This is a genomic window from Flavobacterium sp. (genome assembly GCF_043722275.1).
In the GTDB taxonomy this organism is placed as follows: Bacteria; Bacteroidota; Bacteroidia; order Flavobacteriales; family Flavobacteriaceae; genus Flavobacterium.
This window is the reverse complement of sequence record NZ_JAYSPC010000181.1, coordinates 14,152-30,550: the sequence shown is the minus strand read 5'-3', so window position 1 is coordinate 30,550 and position 16,399 is coordinate 14,152. Positions and strand designations below refer to the sequence as shown.

Below are 16,399 nucleotides of genomic sequence, written 5' to 3'. Positions count from 1 at the left end.
TTTATATTTTTAAACTACTTTTTAGACACCTTTTTGAGTTCATTTATACTGCTCACTTTTATCCAGAATTAGGTGCTCACTTTATCCAGAATATCCAGAAGATAAAGAGAAAATTGAGATATTAGATAAAATGATAGTATTTGCGAAGAATTGGACAAAACATGAAAACACGAAAAAGGAGTTTTCTAATAAAATAAGAACAAATACAGGTCATCCAACTGGAGCATCTACAAAAAAACAATCTGGACGAGAAGTTGATAGACTTCAACCGAGTCTTTCATCAGTAAAGCCATATACTACATCAGACATTAATGACTCAGCTCTAATACATGAATGTTCGCGTATTATTAAGATTATGCAAATAATAAATTAAAATATTGAATATCAAAGATTCAGCTCTGAAAGTAATTCTGACATTTTAATATCTAATGCATTACAGATTTTTTGAAAGATTTTTATAGAAAAGTTTTGTTTTCCTTTTATAATTCTTCGCAGACTAGCCTCGTCAACATCACATGCATAAGAAAAATCCAAAGTTGACTTGAATTTAGCTTTAATTTTTAAACTGATGTGTTGACCTAGCTGTATTAAAAGTTCTTCTGACATACTTCAAAATTCGAATAATGAAACATGAATAACTCGGCGCATCCGCCGAGTTATAAAAAAAAATACTATTTCGCTTAAATTTTAAATCAACTAAAACCAAAAAAAATGAAAAAAAATCTATTCTTTCTTCTTTTGCTAGCTATTGGGCTCACCAGCTGTGAGAATGTCATTGAATCGCCAGAGAAGGTTAAGGACTTCATTCAAGGAAAATGGCATGATGAAATTGTTAGCCTAGGTGGTCTGATAACATATTACAGATTTGAGGTTACAGAAAAAGAAATCAAATGTTGGAAGTCACATCTTGTCATGGCAGACAGTGGACGTGCATGGGATAACATAAAAGATGATTGGTCTGAACAAACTCCAGTCGTTTTATCAATTGGAAATATTGAAACAGATTCTGCTAACAACAATTACAGAGATTTAGGATATTGTAATTACGGAAGGTTTTGGTTCGAAAAAGGGAATGATGGTGAAGATAGGCTGTATTTTAGGGATAATAGTTTAAGTGAAAATGATTACCATACTGGTAACCTAGACAGAAGTTGGGAGTATTGATAAAACAGTCAAACATTTTAATATTAAATTTAAACAAATTCTATGAAAAAATTTGTATCGCTGTTATTAGCCAGCTTTCTTTTTGAATTGCTCAAACTCTGATGAGTCTACTGATGATGTAAACAATCCCGTAAAATCATCGGCAATAAATTTCACAATAAACAAAATCGAGTACGAACAAAACTACTTGATGTCTGATGTAAATTGGATAAAAAACGATGATACAACAACTAGTGCTAATGAGTTTGAAATAACTGCATCCCCAAAAGTAAAAGGAAAGACTTCTGATATCTTAGAAATATTTAGTTTGACAATCAGGACAACTGATAATGTCTTAGTTGCAAATAAAACATACAATTTATACACAAAAAACACCTATTACTTTTTACTTCTAAATGACTCCTCACTTTGTTATAAAGAAGTAAGCCTTTGGGATACAGACGAAACATCTGGAACAATAAAAATCACTAGTTTTGATGGAAAAACCTTAAAAGGGGAATTCAATATTAGTAACTTAACCAATGATAATGGTTTTCCATTAGGTTACTGTGACGGTACTAAAATAGTAGAAAAAAGATTCAATATCACCACAGGGACATTTACGGCTATTCCGTAATAATATCATTTCTTATTAGCTAAAAGCCACTCCGTTTATTGAAGTGGCTTTTTTTGTTAGATTTAGATTGCGAAACTAAATAAAAAAAGTTACCGTATAAAAAGTAATTTAAATGTTAAAATCCTTCAAATATACCTAAGCCAAACAAAGCAAAATCATATTTCACAGGGTCTAGAGGGTCAAGTAATCTTAAATTAGTATCTAATTCCAGTAACGCTTTACCATCATTTTGTTTTCTTTCTAGAAGCCCTAATTTACGTGCTACATTTCCCGAATGTACATCTAGAGGACAAGATAATTTTGAAGGAGAAATACTTTTCCAAATACCTAAATCTACTCCAGAATTATCGATTCTAACAAGCCATCTTAAGCACATATTAATTCTTTTTGCAACAGAACCTTTAGATGGGTCAGCAACATGCTTTTTTGTTCTAAGTTGATGTGGTATTTCAAAAAATATCTTATGAAATTCATGGATAGCTGGTTGCAAAGAATCTTCAGTTTGATTAACAGTAAAAATATTCTCTAAACCTCCTTTTTCAGAATAAATATATTTTAATGCTTTTACAAAATAAATTAAGTCATCTGAATTAAAGGTACGGTGTACAAAACCCTCTAATTTTTCCAATTGATAGTCATTATGACTCATTACAAAATCAAAAGGTGAATTGCCTAATAAATCCATCATTCTGTGACCATTTTTTGTAATCATCTTTCTGTTGCCCCAAGCTATTGTTGAAGCTAAAAATGCTGAAATTTCAACATCTTCTTTTTGTTTATATCTATGAGGAACACTTATTGGGTCAGGCTCAATAAAATCAATTGTATTATATTGAAGTACTTTCGAATCAAGAAAATCTTTTAACTCATTTTCAGGAATAACCATTTTTTATTGGTTTTAAGGCATTATTTGTATGCAAATATAGTTGATTATAATCTTAAAAAAACACTACCTTAATTACCCTTATTTACATGTATTTGCGATGGATGGTTCGCCAGGACACAAAAGGCGTTGATTTAGGAATCTGGAAAACCATTTCACCAGCTGCATTATCTTGTCCGCTTGATGTACATTCCGGAAATGTTGCGAGGAAATTAGAAATTCTTACCCGAAAACAAAACGACGGAAAAGCATTGGCTGAACTTGATCTTAAATTGAGAGAAATGGACGCTCAGGATCTTGTAAAATATGATTTTGCGCTTTTTGGATTAGGCGTTTTTGAAGGTTTTTAGGTTTTAAACATAACGTATTCACGCTGATTTTTGTAAAATATTACGCTGATTTCAACAAATGTCAGGCTGAGCGTAACAAATGTCAGGCTGAGCGAAGTCGAAGCCCCAAAGTTCGAATTGGCACGCTCTTCGACTTCGCTCAGAGAGACAAGACGGTATATAATCAAAAAATCGATAAAAAAACCATGAATTTAACGTACATTTGCACAAAATTTAATGCAAATGAGCACTTTCGAAAAATTCAATCTTCCAAAATCAGTACAAAAAGCAATCGACGAATTAGGCTTTGTTACGCCTACTCCTATTCAGGAAAAATCCTTTGCCGTGATTATGTCTGGGCGCGATATGATGGGAATTGCGCAAACCGGAACCGGTAAAACATTTGCTTACTTATTGCCCCTTTTAAAATTATACAAATTTACGCCAACCAATACGCCTAAAATCGTAATTCTGGTTCCAACACGTGAATTAGTAGTTCAGGTTGTTGAAGAAGTGGAGAAATTAACCAAATACATGTCGGTTAGCACACTTGGTATTTTTGGTGGAGTAAATATAAATACACAAAAAAAAGCTGTTTACGAAGGTGTTGACATTTTAGTTGGAACGCCGGGTCGTACAATGGATTTAGCGCTTGACGCAGTTATTCGTTTTGATGAAACTCAAAAATTAGTTATTGATGAGTTTGATGAAATGCTGAATCTTGGTTTCCGTACGCAATTGACAGCGCTTTTGGCAATGATGAAAACCAAACGTCAAAACATTTTGTTCTCTGCAACAATGACTGACGAAGTTGATGCTGTTTTGAATGACTTTTTTGATTTCCCTGAAGAAGTTACACTTGCAGCTTCAGGAACTCCGCTTGAAAACATTACGCAAATCACTTATAATGTCCCTAACTTTAATACAAAAGTAAATCTGTTAAAACATTTATTAGAAACAAACGAAAGCATGGAACGTGTTTTGGTTTTTGTCAATAATAAAAAGATTTCAGACATGCTTCATACCAGAATTGAAGAAGATTTTGAAGGTCAGTTTGGAGTAATTCACTCCAATAAATCTCAAAATTACCGTTTGAGCACAATGGCTGAATTTCAGGAAGGAAATCTTCGCGGATTAATCACAACTGATATTATGGCGAGAGGTTTAGATATCTCGAATATCTCTCACGTTATTAACTTTGAGCTTCCTGAATTTCCTGAATTATATATGCACAGAATTGGTCGTACAGGTCGTGCAGATGCAACAGGAGCTGCAATTAGCTTTATCACGCCTCGTGAAGAAGAATTTAAAGTCGAAGTCGAAGTATTAATGAATCGGGAACTTGCAATAGCAGATTTTCCTGAAGAAGTTGAAATTTCACTAAAATTAATCGAACCTGAAAAAGACAAACAACCGATTAAGTTTTTAATGAAAAAACAAACACTAAAAGGTGATGGTGCTTTTCATGATAAAGATAAAAAGAATAAAAAAGTCAATCTTGGCGGACCTTCTAAAACAAAAAAGAAAACCCACGGATCTGTCAATCGTAACATGTTAAAAACGAGAGATAAGAAAAGGAAAGATAAGAATAAATAGTTTTTTTAAGTTACTAAGATTCTAAGTTGCTAAGGTTCTAAGTTAAAAATAAGAAAAGGCTTAAAGATTTTAATCAATCTTTAAGCCTTTTTTATACAATTAAGATAAATCTTAGTTCCTTAGCACCTTAGAATCTTAGAACCTCTCTACAAACTATATCTTCGTAAAAATCAACCCAACCGGGGAACACAATTCTATCTTTTTACCTGTGTTTGTAAGCTTTCCGGTTGCTTTATCTCTTTTAAAAATAATAATATCGTTTGTATATTGGTGACCTACTAAAAGATAATTTCCTGTAGGATCGATTGCAAAATCTCTTGGACCTTTTCCTAAAGTACTTTCTTGCTCTACAAATTTAATGCTTCCGTCTTTCTGGATTTGATAAACCGAAATATTATTAGCATCAACACGATCTGTTATATATAAAAATTTTCCGTCAGGCGAAATTTTAATTGCTGCTGCTCCTGTCCCGCCTTTAAAATCTTTTGCAAGAATGCTTGTTTCTGCAAGTACTTTTAAGCTTCCTGATTTATTGTAACTCAAAGTGGTCAAAGTAGCATCTAATTCCTGAACCAAATAAACAAATTTGCCATCTTTACTAAATGTCAAATGTCTTGGTCCGCTTCCTTTTTTTACATCAACAGTTTCTTTTAAAGTAAGGATTTCATGGCTGGAACTCGGATTATATTTATAAATAAAAATTTTATCCTCTCCCAAATCATTCGATAAAACAAACTTTTTATCCGGAGAAAAAACAACCATATGAACGTGTGCTTTTTCCTGACGCGCCGCATTTGGACCTTTTCCTTCATGCTGAATTAATTGTTGTCCTTCGGTTATACTTCCGTCAGCATTTTTCTTGAATACAGCAATACTTCCACCGGAATAATTAGCAACAATCACGTTTTTATCATCATTTATTAAATGACAAGGATCTGCTCCCAAGGAAGCGTTTGTGTTCAATAATTTAAGTTTACCCGTTGGTGAATCATATGTAAAAGCACTCACAGCACTTTGAGTTCCGTTTTCGTTTACTGCATATAGAAATTTATTATTTGCAGAAACCGATAAATAACTGGGACTTACTGATTTTTCGGTAGAATTTTTTAATTTAAAATCACCGGAAACAGCATCAAATTCATAAACATATATCCCTTTACTTTCGCAAGTATTGGTATATGTTCCTACTAATAAGTTAAATTTATTTTGAGCATTTGAAGTCATAAAAGATAAAATCGAAAAAAATAGAATATATAATCTCTTCATAATTTTTGAATTGTTTTTGAATATGCTAAAATACTCAATAATATCTTTCATAAATTCATTTTTTGTTACAAAAGAATTGACAGAAGTTACATTTTTCAAACTATACATTTATAAATATTAAACGATAAAGTGATATAAGTGCATTTAAATAGTCTTTATTCTTCTTCCAAATAAAACGAAATTATAATCTCTTACGTCACTTATGTGGTTTAACAACATTCCCTATATGGTTTGAGTAAAAATTTGTATTTTTGACCAGTATCTACAAAAAGTAGTGAAATAAATCTAACCCAGAATGCATTTTAAACATCCCGAAATTCTATACTTTCTGTTTTTATTGATAGTTCCTATTTTGGTTCACTTATTTCAATTACGACGTTTTAAAATCTCTTATTTTACCAACGTAAAATTTTTAAAAGAACTTTCTATTCAAACCCGAAAAAGTTCGAAAATAAAAAAAAGACTTTTACTGGCAACTCGTTTATTACTATTGACTTGTATTATTTTGGCTTTTGCCCAACCATTTTTTGAGGCAAAAGACAGTAAAAATGCATCGAATGAAATGTATATCATTCTTGATAATTCATTTAGCATGCAGGCAAAAGGAAAAAAAGGTGAATTACTAAAACGTGCTGTACAGGAATTATTAGAAAATACTCCGGAAACTGCTCAGTTTTCATTGTTAACCAACACCGAAAATTACTGGAATACAGACATAAAATCAGCTAAAAGTGCTTTACAAAATTTAAAATACAGCGCAACTCCTTTTGAACTTTCGTCAATAATGGCGAAGATAAAAGCGCATAAATCGGCACATAAAAAAGATATTGTAATTATAACAGATGCCGTTGGTTTAGCCGAGAAAGATGTAAAAAACATTGATAGCGAAGAAAAACCATATTTCATTATTCCGGAAGCTGAACAAAAAAATAATATTGCAATTGACAGCGTTTTTATCAATCAGACTTTAGAAAACTTCTACGAAATAAGCGTTAATTTATCCGCTTATGGAGAAGATTTCAAACCTGTTTCAATGGCTTTGTACAATCAAAACAAACTGATTGCCAAAACAATTATCAATTTTGATGCAAAGAAAAAGAAAGTCAATTTTACAATTCCAAAAGAAGCTTTTCACGGATATGTAACAATCGAAGATAACGGCCTGACCTACGACAACAAACTTTATTTTAGCATTTCGAAAAATAAAAAAACGAATGTTATTAGTATTGGAGAACTTGAAAAAAGCAATTTCTTGTCAAGAATTTATACTTCATCTGAATTCAATTATAGTAATTATTCTATTAGCAGTTTGGATTACAATAGTTTAGAAAAACAAAACACGATTGTTCTAAATGAATTAATTGAAGTTCCGCAGGCATTACAAACTACTTTAAAAGCATTTGTTTCTAAAGGCGGAAATCTAGTTGTGATTCCTTCTGAGAAAAGTCCCATTTCAAATCTGAACACATTTCTGGGGAACTTCGGAAAAATTCAGTTTAAGAATCTGGAAAACAAAAGCAAGTTAATTACCAAAATCAATTTTGATCATCCTTTATTTTCGGGAGTTTTTGAGAATAAAATCACGAATTTCCAATATCCAAAAACGACTAATTCATTTGATATTTCAAGCCCATATCCGGCGGTTTTATCGTATGAAGATCAAAGTGTCTTTGTAACTTCAATCCAGAATCCGATTTCCGGAATTACTGTTTTTTCAGCACCAATCAATTCCGTAAATTCAAACTTTCAGCAATCGCCGTTGATTGTTCCGTTGTTTTATAAAATGGGGCAAAACAATCAAAAAACAGGAGTTAATGCTTTGACTATTGGCAACAATCAGCCTTATTTTGTTGATGTTTTATTGACCAAAGATGCCATTTTAGAAGTAAAAGGAAATGAAGATTCGTTTATTCCGATTCAGCAAATATTGAATAATAAGGTAAAACTAACATTTAATGATTTTCCTGAAACAGCCGGAAATTATAGTGTTGTTGATAAAAAAGAATGGGTTGAAAATCTGAGTTTTAATTATAAAAGAAGCGAAAGCGATTTGAGTCAGGTGAATACAAATGTAATTTCAGATTTTAAAACCGCTGATACGATTTCAACCATTTTTAACACGCTACAAACTGAGCGAACTGACAGCCAAATTTGGAAATGGTTTATTATCTTTGCACTGTTATTTTTAGCACTGGAAATGGCAATTATCAAATTTGTAAAATGATTTTTTTACCATTAAGACATTAAGAATATTAAGTTTTTCCTTTATTAACTTAATCCCATAATGGTTCAGAAAAATTAAGCATTAATGTTAAAAAAATAATTTAATTGTTTCAATTAAAATAAACTCTACATATGAAAATAATCATCAGAAGCGCCAAAATTATAGATTCAAAAAGTCCGTTTCATAATCAGACAGTTGATCTTTTAATTGCAGATGGTTTAATAGAAAAAATAGGAACTTCGATCCTGGATATCGATGATACAACCGAAGTAAAATTTGACAATTTACATCTTTCCCAAGGTTGGTTTGACAGCAGCGTTTCGCTTGGAGAACCAGGTTATGAAGACAGAGAAACCATTGCAAACGGACTAAATGTTGCTGCAAAAAGTGGTTTTACGGCAATTGCTTTACAACCCAACTCCTTCCCTGTTATTGACAATCAATCACAAGTAAATTTTGTAAAAAACAAAGCAAACGGTTTTGCTACTCAACTTTTTCCAATTGGAGCTTTAACAAAAGCCAGTGAAGGAAAAGATATGGCAGAATTATTTGACATGAAAAAATCCGGAGCAATTGCTTTTGGAGATTATAATAAAAGTATCGATAACGCAAATCTCTTAAAAATCGCGCTTCAATATGTTCAGGATTTTGACGGATTGGTAATTACTTATGCTCAGGATGCTACTATTAAAGGAAATGGCGTTGCAAATGAAGGAATTGTTTCAACCAAATTAGGTTTGAAAGGAATCCCGAATTTAGCAGAAGAATTACAAATTACCAGAAACTTATTTCTATTAGAATATACCGGCGGAAAACTTCATATACCAACAATTTCCACAGCAAAATCGGTTGAATTGATAAGAGAAGCTAAAGCAAAAGGATTGCAGGTAACTTGCAGTGTTGCTGTACATCATTTGGTTTTAACCGATGAAAAATTAGAAGGTTTTGATACACGTTTTAAGGTTACGCCTCCGTTGCGAACTGAAACTGACAGACTTGCTTTATTAAACGGAGTTACTGATGGAACTATTGATTTAATTACTTCAGATCATAACCCGATTGATATTGAATTCAAAAAAATGGAATTTGATACGGCTAAAAACGGAACTATTGGACTTGAAAGTGCTTTTGGAGCTTTACAAACTGTTTTACCTCTTGAAACTATAATCGAAAAATTAACTTTAGGAAAGGCTATTTTCGGAATCGAGAATGACTCAATCGCCGAAGGTTCAAAAGCTAATTTTACATTCTTTAATCCGGAGGGAAAATCAACTTTTACGAAAGCAGATATTCTTTCAAAATCTAAAAATTCTGCTTTTTTAGGAACTGAACTTAAAGGTTCTGTGTACGGAATTTTAAATCAAAATCTTGTTATCACTAAATAATTACAATGAATAATTCAATCGAAGAGGGAAAATCAATCGCCATTACCAGTTATATTTTAATAATTGGTGTTTTGATCGCGATGTCTATGAACTCTGAAAACAAAAATAGTTTTGCCTCATTTCATATCCGTCAGGCTTTAGGATTATCGCTTGCTTTTATCTCTTTTGGCGCGATAATCAGTAATTTCGACAGCTTTATGATTACTTTTCCAATGTGGATTTGTATTTCGATATTATGGACTTATGGGATTTTTAGCGCTATCCAAGGACAAACAAGACCGATTCCGTTAGTGGGAGGACTTTTTCAAAAATGGTTTAAAAGCATTGGATAATATAAAAGGCAATTCCAAATTTTTGAAAATCCAAATTCCAATTACAACGTAAAATAAAAAAGAAATCCGTCAAATCCACGTTTTCGCTTGCGAATCTGTTTTATCAGCGTATAATTTCAGCACACAGATGACGCGGATTTGCAAGCAAAAACGCAGATAAAAACAGATTTTTTATTATAATAATCTCAAAGTTGAAAATTTACAATTAACAACTTACAATTCACAATTAAAAAATGAATCTATCTTTAAAATATAAAATACAGGAACCAAAAGTAATCTTAGATAAAAATCCTGTTTTGCTTTTATTACACGGATACGGAAGTAACGAAGCCGATTTATTTTCGTTTGCGACTGAACTTCCTGATAATTATTACATTATTTCGGCAAGAGCACCTTATGATTTACAATATGGAGCTTATGCCTGGTACGCAATTAATTTTGATGCTGACCAGAATAAATTTTCAGATAACGAACAGGCAAAAATTTCACGTGATGCAATTGCAACTTTTGTAGATGAATTAGTTGCTAATTATCCTATTGATGCTAACAATATAACTTTAGTTGGTTTTAGTCAGGGTTCTATTTTGAGTTATGCCGTAGCACTTTCATATCCTGAAAAAATTCAGAGAGTTGTGGCAATGAGTGGTTATTTTAACGACGAAATTATTAAAGAAGGTTTTGAGCAAAATGACTTCAAAAATCTAAAAATATTCGCTTCACACGGAACTGTAGATCAGGTAATTCCGATTGATTGGGCCAGAAAAACTCCTGCAATTCTGGAAAAATTAAATATTCCGGTTACTTATAAGGAATATCCTGTTGGTCATGGTGTGGCTCCTCAAAATTTCTTTGATTTTAAGAATTGGCTTGCTTTGTAGTTGACAGTTTTCAGTTGCAGTTTCAGTCATTTTAAAAACCTAATAATGAGTAATTTACCAGCTATATTAACTGAAGAAAAAATAAAGGAATCACATATCAACTTTAGAGATGCGTTATTTTCTTTAGATAAAAAAATTATTGATAAGAATAACTTTGTCCACTTAACAAGAATTTATTCGGGAACAAAACAACTTGATATCAGGAATAAAATATTACGGTTATTATATGATTTTGAATTTCCGGAATTAGAAGATTTCTTTAATAACGCATACAAAAAGGAAAGATATCTTGATATGAAAATCTACGCTCTTCGTGGACTTTCAAAATTTGTATCTGAAAAGGAAATTGAAAAATTACTACAGAAATTCAATCAGACATTATATAAAAGACAAGAAACAACTCCTTATAATTATCAGGAATATGAACTTTTAAAAGGACAAAATTCTTTGCCATATTTAGTCGAGAAATATAATTATAACTGTTTTAAAGAAACTTTGAACCAAGTTAATGAGCAGTATAATGCAATGCCCGAAGCCTTTAAAGGACATTTTACAATAGATGAAAATGGCGAATTTGTATCACTGAGAAACCCTGAGGAAAGTTCAAAAATGATTAAGGATTTTTTTTAATAGCTAATTAAAAAAATAATTCTTGTAAGCTTTTACGTATATTAATTTAGAATTGTTCTTTGATAATTATTGCTAACTTTGTAGAATGAAAACTTCAACTATTCACATTGATAAACCATCTGATCGTCTTTTAGACAATCTAAAAAATTTACGCAAGGCAAAAGAAGAGCGTAAAGAACAGATGCGTACTGAATGGACAAAATATTTCCCCAAAAAATAATTTCAAGAATCATAGATGCTTGATAAAATTATACCGTACACAACGGTTGAGGGATTTCAGTATCTAATAAAATTTACCGAATTCAATAAAACTCATCTTCCTGAAACTTTTACTTTACCAATTGTAGACATAACGATTGAAGTTATGGTAAATCCCATTCAAATAAATAACGGAAAGACTTTATTCCATTTTTCAGAAACCATTGAGCAGTTTATAAATGAAAATAACGTCGTTTTATACTTTTACTGCAGCAATGATCCAATTACCAAAAACAAAAATCGTCAACATATTTCTGATGCACAATATAGGAGTAATTTGTTTTACAAAATGTTTGAAAAACAAAATTTCGATAATAATTTTGTGTGCGAAAATATTGTAATAAAAGATCCAAAAAATGGTGATCATCATATTCATTTAATTTCAAGAATTGAAAATGAATATGAAATTAAAGCAATTATAGAGGACGGTCTTCCCTACTTTGAAAACAAGTAAACTTTTATTGTCCTGTATAAATAATTTTACCTGCTTTTTTTAATACATAACCTTTCCAGGGAATTAATTGAAGATCCCCTTTTATCCAAGAATCACCTTCGGATTTTCTTTCTAAAAGGATGGGTTCTTTTTGGGTATCCAGAAAAAGTTCTGCATTATTTCCATCAAAAATAACGTATGCAACTGTAGAATAGGTTTTTCCGTCTTCGGCGTGAGCTAATTTTGTACCGATTTCAAAAAGTCGTACACATTCTTTTTTAAGACCTGACCACGTGTAACCTGCCGAAGCTTTGCATCCATGAGTATCTGAATCTCCGCCCACAACGGCTGGTTTTGATTCTTGTTCTTTCGGGGTTTTCTTTTCTTCGGAAACTTTCTTCGCGCAAGAAAATGAAAGACCTATAATAATCGAAAATAAAAATATTTTTTTCATAGTCCTATAATTTAATATTCCGAATATAAGATTATTCTTTCTATTTTTGATATAACCAGGTTTGAATTACTTCATAACTGATGCTTTCATCATCAGCAACAAAATATTTCAATAATACTTCTCCCCATATTTCTCCATTGCTGTAATCCGCAATAATCCATCTGTGGTTTAAAATTTTAACTTTATTGATGATAAACTTGTTTGGACCTATTTTATCCTGACCAGTATAAGGATTCCCGTTTGGGTTTGCATTTAGATCTAATAATTTCTCTGTTACAACAGGAATCAATTTCTCGTACAAAATTACTTTTCCTCCGCTTGCACTATTATCAAAGTAATTTTGTGCATTTTCATTGTGTTCTAAAGAAAAATAATCAGCATCAGCTAATTTTGTTGTTACTGTATTGATGCTGTCTCTTAGCTTCTTAGTTGTTTTATCATATCTGTCTTGCCCAAATTTTACTTCTCTGCTGTAAAACATATAAGTAAAAACATTCATAAGTATCGCAAGGATAAAAAGATAAAGCATTAAGGATTTTTTCATTTTGTGGTATAATTAAATTGTAATTTCTAAATTGTCGTAAGCAAGGAAAACATTTTCCGGCAGTTGTTTTTGTACTTCTTCATGAAAGCCTAAAACGTGGCTAATATGCGTTAAATAAGCAACTTCGGGCTTGACCAGATCTATAAAATCCAGCGCTTCCTGCAAATTAAAATGTGTATCGTGTGGTTCTACGCGCAATGCATTCACTACTAAAACCTTAAGGTTTTTTAGTTTTTCAACTTCGGTTTCATGAATGGTTTTAACATCGGTTAAATAGGCAAAATCATCAATACGATAACCAAAAACCTGTAAATCGCCATGCATTACATTTACGGGAATTGCCGTTTTATCTCCTACTGCAAAAGGCTCGTTGTTCACGACCTCTATTGTTTTGACGCTTGGAGCGCCGGGATATTTGTTTACGGTTTCGAAAACGTAATCAAAACGACGTTTTAAATTATCGATTACCCGTTGATGCGCGTAAACAGGAATTTCGCCCTGCCTGAAATTAAACGGACGAATATCATCTAAACCTGCTGTATGATCTGCATGTTCATGTGTAAACAGGATTGCATCAACATGATTGCAGCCGCATGAAAGCATTTGCTGCCTGAAATCAGGTCCGCAATCGATTACATATGAGTGCTCGTTCCAGGTAATCCAGATGGATACGCGGAGCCTTTTATCCTTAGGATCAGTGCTTTTACAAACGGGATGATCGACTCCGATAATCGGAATACCTTGAGATGTACCGGTGCCTAAAAAATGTACCTTCAATTGAACTTATTTTTTTTACAAAAATAGGATTATTTCTCTTTCATTAGAACCCTAATTTGCTAACTTTGTAACAAATCTATTTAAAATAAAATGGGTACAGAAATAAAACTCAAAGGTGACAAGGTCATCGAACAGATTCCTTCTATAAAAGACAAAGCGTTACGCATTAATTTAAACGAGAATATTTACGGAACATTTGCTGAAATTGGGGCTGGACAGGAAACGGTCAGGCATTTTTTCAGATCCGGAGGTTCATCGGGAACTATTGCAAAAGCAATGTCTGCCTATGACAAAGATTTTAGTGATGCCGTTTACGGAATTGAAAATGATGGACGCTACGTAACCGAAGAACGATTAAAAAAAATGCTGACTCTTGAAGGTCAGATTATTGAAGAGCGTTTAAGCAGAGAAAAACATCCTACAAAACTTTTTTTCAGTTACGCCAATACTGTTGCCACAATAGATTTTGCCAAACAATTTAAAGGCCACGGCTGGGTTGGAATTCGATACCAAATTGAACCTGACGAAGCTTATAACGAAATTATTCTGCACATTCGTTTTAAGGAAACCGATGCAAGACTGCAACAGGAAACACTGGGAATTTTAGGTGTAAACTTAATTTACGGCGCTTTTTACAAATACAACGATCCTAAACGATTGCTTCGCTACTTATACGATCACTTAGACAAAGACCAACTCGAAATTGATACTATTAACTTCTCAGGACCTCGTTTTGCTGATGTTGATAATCGTTTAATGAGTTTGCAACTGGTTAAAAACGGAATGACAGATGCGGTTATGTTTAACCCTGAAGGGAAAAACGTTTTACCGGCTGCTATTTTATACAAAAAAAATCTTCTTGCTTTTAGAGGAAGTTTTCGCCCGGTGACGAATGTAAACCTTGACATGTATGAGAAATCATTGAAAATGTTTCTTGAAGAAAACAAGGTTGAAAAAGATAATACATTGGTTGTTTTTGAAATTACGCTTTCTAATTTACGTTCGGATGGTGAAATTGACGAACGTGATTTCATGGACAGAGCCGAATTGCTTTGCTCTTTAGGTCAGACTGTTATGATTTCTAACTTTCAGGAATATTATAAAGTAGTTGAATATTTTGCCAATTATACTAAGGCCAGAATGGGATTAGCAATGGGCGTAAATAATTTAATTGATATTTTTGATGAAAAATATTACCGTCATTTAAGTGGTGGAATTCTGGAAGCTTTCGGAAAATTATTTTACCGCGATATGAAGGTGTTTTTATATCCGATGTTGGGTGATAATGGAGAAATTATTACTTCTGAAAATTTAAAAGTACATCCTAGAATGAAAGAGTTATACAAATTCTTTAAATTCAACGGAAAAGTGGTTGATATTGTAGATTACAACCCGGAGATATTAAACGTTTTCTCACGTGAAGTCTTAAAAATGATCAGTCAGGGAAAATCTGGCTGGGAACCTATGCTTCCGTCAGGAGTTGCAGAAATTATAAAGGAACATCATCTTTTTGGGTATCATCCTCAAATAGAATTCGAACAAAATAACTAGTTAAAAAAAGTCCCAAATATGGGACTTTTTTTGTTTCAGGTTTTCTTTGTTTCAGTTTTTTTTTTGTTTCAGGTTTTTTTTGTTTCAGGTTTCAGGTTTTCTCTAATCTTGTCATTTCGACGAAGGAGAAATCACACATGAAACTCCGCGCCTAATGTCGCCAATTTATGCCGAATACCGGATGTGATTTCTCCTTCATCGACATGACACAACCGGATGAATACGCTTTATATTTGTCATTTCGACAGAGGAGAAATCACACAAGAAACTCCGCTCCTAATGTCACCAATCTATGCCGAATACCGGATGTGATTTCTCCTTTGTCGAAATGGCACAACTGGATGAATACGCTTTATCTTGTCATTTCGGCAAAAGAAAATCTCACATGAAACTCCGCGCCTAATGTCGCCAATCTATACCGAATACCGGATGTGATTTCTCCTTTGTTGAAATGACACAACCGGATGAATACGCTTTATCTTTGTCATTTCGAAAAAGGAAATCACACAAGAAACTCCGCTCCTAATGTCACCAATCTATGCCGAAGACCGGATGTGATTTCTCCTTCGTCGAAATGACACAATCGGATGAATATGCTTTAATCTTTTCAATTTCGAAAAAGGAAATCACACAAGAAAATCCGCGCCTAATGTCGCCAATCTATACCGAATACCGGATGTGATTTCTCCTTTGTCGAAATGACACAACTGGATGAATACGCTTTATCTTGTCATTTCGGCAAAGGAAATCGCACATAGAACTCCGCGCCTAATGTCGCCAATCTATACCGAATACCGGATGTGATTTCTCCTTCGTCGAAATGACACAACCGGATGAATACGCTTTATCTTTGTCATTTCGACGAAGAAAATCACACAAGAAACTCCGCGCCTAATGTCGCCAATCTATGCCGAAGACCGGATGTGATTTCTCCTTCGTCGAAATGACACAACCGGATGAATACGCTTTATCTTTGTCATTTCGACAGAGGAGAAATCACACAAGAAACTACACAATTAATGTAGCCAATCTATACCGAATACTGGATGTGATTTCTCCTCCGTCGAAATGACACAACT

The 16,399-nt window shown here is 32.8% G+C and carries 17 protein-coding genes and 1 pseudogene; 12 read left to right on the top strand and 6 right to left on the bottom strand.

What is annotated here, in order from left to right:
• Window positions 1-384: 384 nt before the first annotated feature.
• Entirely contained in the window at window positions 385-606 is a 222-nt protein-coding gene (locus ACHZDT_RS21345) for a helix-turn-helix domain-containing protein (RefSeq protein ID WP_394776721.1), read from the bottom strand.
• Window positions 607-711: 105 nt separating this feature from the next.
• Here ACHZDT_RS21345 and ACHZDT_RS21340 point away from each other — a divergent pair, with 105 nt between their 5' ends.
• Together ACHZDT_RS21340 and ACHZDT_RS21335 are read left to right on the top strand one after the other, a co-directional pair.
• Window positions 712-1,164, top strand: coding sequence for a hypothetical protein (locus ACHZDT_RS21340; RefSeq protein ID WP_394776720.1), 453 nt, complete (start codon window positions 712-714; stop codon window positions 1,162-1,164).
• Between the two features lie 82 nt (window positions 1,165-1,246).
• Window positions 1,247-1,780: a hypothetical protein gene (locus ACHZDT_RS21335; RefSeq protein WP_394776719.1), complete on the top strand. Its 534-nt coding sequence runs from the start codon at window positions 1,247-1,249 to the stop codon at window positions 1,778-1,780.
• Window positions 1,781-1,895: 115 nt separating this feature from the next.
• Here ACHZDT_RS21335 and ACHZDT_RS21330 read toward each other — a convergent pair whose 3' ends face one another.
• Entirely contained in the window at window positions 1,896-2,660 is a 765-nt protein-coding gene (locus ACHZDT_RS21330; RefSeq protein ID WP_394776723.1) for a TIGR02757 family protein, read from the bottom strand.
• 86 nt (window positions 2,661-2,746) lie between these two features.
• On the opposite strand from ACHZDT_RS21330, the pseudogene ACHZDT_RS21325 reads away from it, so the two are divergent.
• Both ACHZDT_RS21325 and ACHZDT_RS21320 read left to right on the top strand, forming a co-directional pair.
• Window positions 2,747-3,013: pseudogene (locus ACHZDT_RS21325) on the top strand (DUF2400 family protein); the annotation flags it as partial.
• A 222-nt stretch (window positions 3,014-3,235) separates the two neighbouring features.
• A complete protein-coding gene (locus tag ACHZDT_RS21320) occupies window positions 3,236-4,588 on the top strand; it encodes a DEAD/DEAH box helicase (protein ID WP_394776718.1) in 1,353 nt (450 codons plus the stop codon).
• Between the two features lie 153 nt (window positions 4,589-4,741).
• On the opposite strand, the gene ACHZDT_RS21315 is transcribed toward ACHZDT_RS21320, so the two are convergent.
• On the bottom strand, window positions 4,742-5,854 hold the full coding sequence (locus ACHZDT_RS21315) for a lactonase family protein (RefSeq protein ID WP_394776722.1): 1,113 nt from the start codon (window positions 5,852-5,854) through the stop codon (window positions 4,742-4,744).
• Between the two features lie 295 nt (window positions 5,855-6,149).
• On the opposite strand from ACHZDT_RS21315, the gene ACHZDT_RS21310 reads away from it, so the two are divergent.
• The 7 genes from ACHZDT_RS21310 to ACHZDT_RS21280 all read left to right on the top strand — a co-directional run bounded on the left by ACHZDT_RS21310 (window position 6,150) and on the right by ACHZDT_RS21280 (window position 12,015).
• A complete protein-coding gene (locus ACHZDT_RS21310; RefSeq protein WP_394776717.1) occupies window positions 6,150-8,078 on the top strand; it encodes a BatA domain-containing protein in 1,929 nt (642 codons plus the stop codon).
• 131 nt (window positions 8,079-8,209) lie between these two features.
• Window positions 8,210-9,463, top strand: coding sequence for a dihydroorotase family protein (locus ACHZDT_RS21305; protein WP_394776716.1), 1,254 nt, complete (start codon window positions 8,210-8,212; stop codon window positions 9,461-9,463).
• Window positions 9,464-9,468: 5 nt separating this feature from the next.
• Window positions 9,469-9,795 carry a hypothetical protein gene (locus ACHZDT_RS21300; protein WP_394776715.1) on the top strand — a complete coding sequence of 109 codons (327 nt, stop codon included), beginning with the start codon at window positions 9,469-9,471 and terminating at the stop codon, window positions 9,793-9,795.
• A 233-nt stretch (window positions 9,796-10,028) separates the two neighbouring features.
• Window positions 10,029-10,673, top strand: coding sequence for an alpha/beta hydrolase (locus ACHZDT_RS21295; RefSeq protein WP_394776714.1), 645 nt, complete (start codon window positions 10,029-10,031; stop codon window positions 10,671-10,673).
• Between the two features lie 45 nt (window positions 10,674-10,718).
• Complete coding sequence (locus ACHZDT_RS21290) at window positions 10,719-11,303, top strand: hypothetical protein (protein WP_394776713.1); 585 nt, start codon at window positions 10,719-10,721, stop codon at window positions 11,301-11,303.
• A gap of 85 nt (window positions 11,304-11,388) precedes the next feature.
• Window positions 11,389-11,523: a hypothetical protein gene (locus ACHZDT_RS21285; protein ID WP_394776712.1), complete on the top strand. Its 135-nt coding sequence runs from the start codon at window positions 11,389-11,391 to the stop codon at window positions 11,521-11,523.
• A gap of 15 nt (window positions 11,524-11,538) precedes the next feature.
• The gene (locus ACHZDT_RS21280) at window positions 11,539-12,015 is read left to right on the top strand and encodes a hypothetical protein (protein ID WP_394776711.1); all 477 of its coding nucleotides are present in this window, start codon (window positions 11,539-11,541) and stop codon (window positions 12,013-12,015) included.
• A 4-nt stretch (window positions 12,016-12,019) separates the two neighbouring features.
• Here the strand turns inward: ACHZDT_RS21280 and ACHZDT_RS21275 are convergent, their stop codons facing one another.
• Genes ACHZDT_RS21275 through ACHZDT_RS21265 form a run of 3 tightly spaced genes read right to left on the bottom strand, consistent with a single transcriptional unit; the run spans window position 12,020 to window position 13,769 of the window.
• Complete coding sequence (locus ACHZDT_RS21275; protein ID WP_394776710.1) at window positions 12,020-12,448, bottom strand: hypothetical protein; 429 nt, start codon at window positions 12,446-12,448, stop codon at window positions 12,020-12,022.
• Window positions 12,449-12,488: 40 nt separating this feature from the next.
• The gene (locus tag ACHZDT_RS21270; RefSeq protein WP_394776709.1) at window positions 12,489-12,992 is read right to left on the bottom strand and encodes a hypothetical protein; all 504 of its coding nucleotides are present in this window, start codon (window positions 12,990-12,992) and stop codon (window positions 12,489-12,491) included.
• Window positions 12,993-13,004: 12 nt separating this feature from the next.
• Window positions 13,005-13,769 (bottom strand): MBL fold metallo-hydrolase, encoded by a 765-nt coding sequence (locus ACHZDT_RS21265; RefSeq protein WP_394776708.1) that lies wholly within the window; start codon window positions 13,767-13,769, stop codon window positions 13,005-13,007.
• 90 nt (window positions 13,770-13,859) lie between these two features.
• Between ACHZDT_RS21265 and ACHZDT_RS21260 the strand changes: the two genes are divergently transcribed.
• The gene (locus ACHZDT_RS21260; RefSeq protein WP_394776707.1) at window positions 13,860-15,320 is read left to right on the top strand and encodes a TonB-dependent receptor; all 1,461 of its coding nucleotides are present in this window, start codon (window positions 13,860-13,862) and stop codon (window positions 15,318-15,320) included.
• The last annotated feature ends 1,079 nt before the right edge of the window (window positions 15,321-16,399 follow it).